This is a genomic window from Neisseria sp. P0017.S009 (genome assembly GCF_051957375.1).
GTDB lineage: Bacteria > Pseudomonadota > Gammaproteobacteria > Burkholderiales > Neisseriaceae > Neisseria > Neisseria perflava.
In genome coordinates, this window is sequence record NZ_JBQCWL010000032.1 from 1 (window position 1) to 272 (window position 272).

A 272-nucleotide genomic window follows, 5' to 3' on the forward strand; every position below is an offset into this window, starting at 1 on the left:
TGGCCGTATTCGTAGGAGGTGGTGTGGCCTTCGCCGTCGGTATGGGTGGTCAAACGACCTGCAGCATCGTAGCCGAAAGTCTCTTTGCTGCCGTCTGGATAGAGGGCGAGGGTGAGGTTTTGATTGGCGTCGTAGTGGTATTCGGTGTGCTGCCCCAGCGCATCGGTAATACGCGCCAACTGTCCTTCGGGGGTATAAGAGAGTTTGGTTTCGTAACCCGAGCAGTCGGTAATCCGGTCGGGCTGATGGTTTTCGTTATAGTGATATGCGGT

Annotated in this window: 1 pseudogene; it reads right to left on the reverse strand. The window is 55.5% G+C overall.

From position 1 onward, the window contains the following. Nucleotides 1–272, reverse strand: a pseudogene (locus ACTHTG_RS11210) (RHS repeat family protein); the annotation flags it as partial.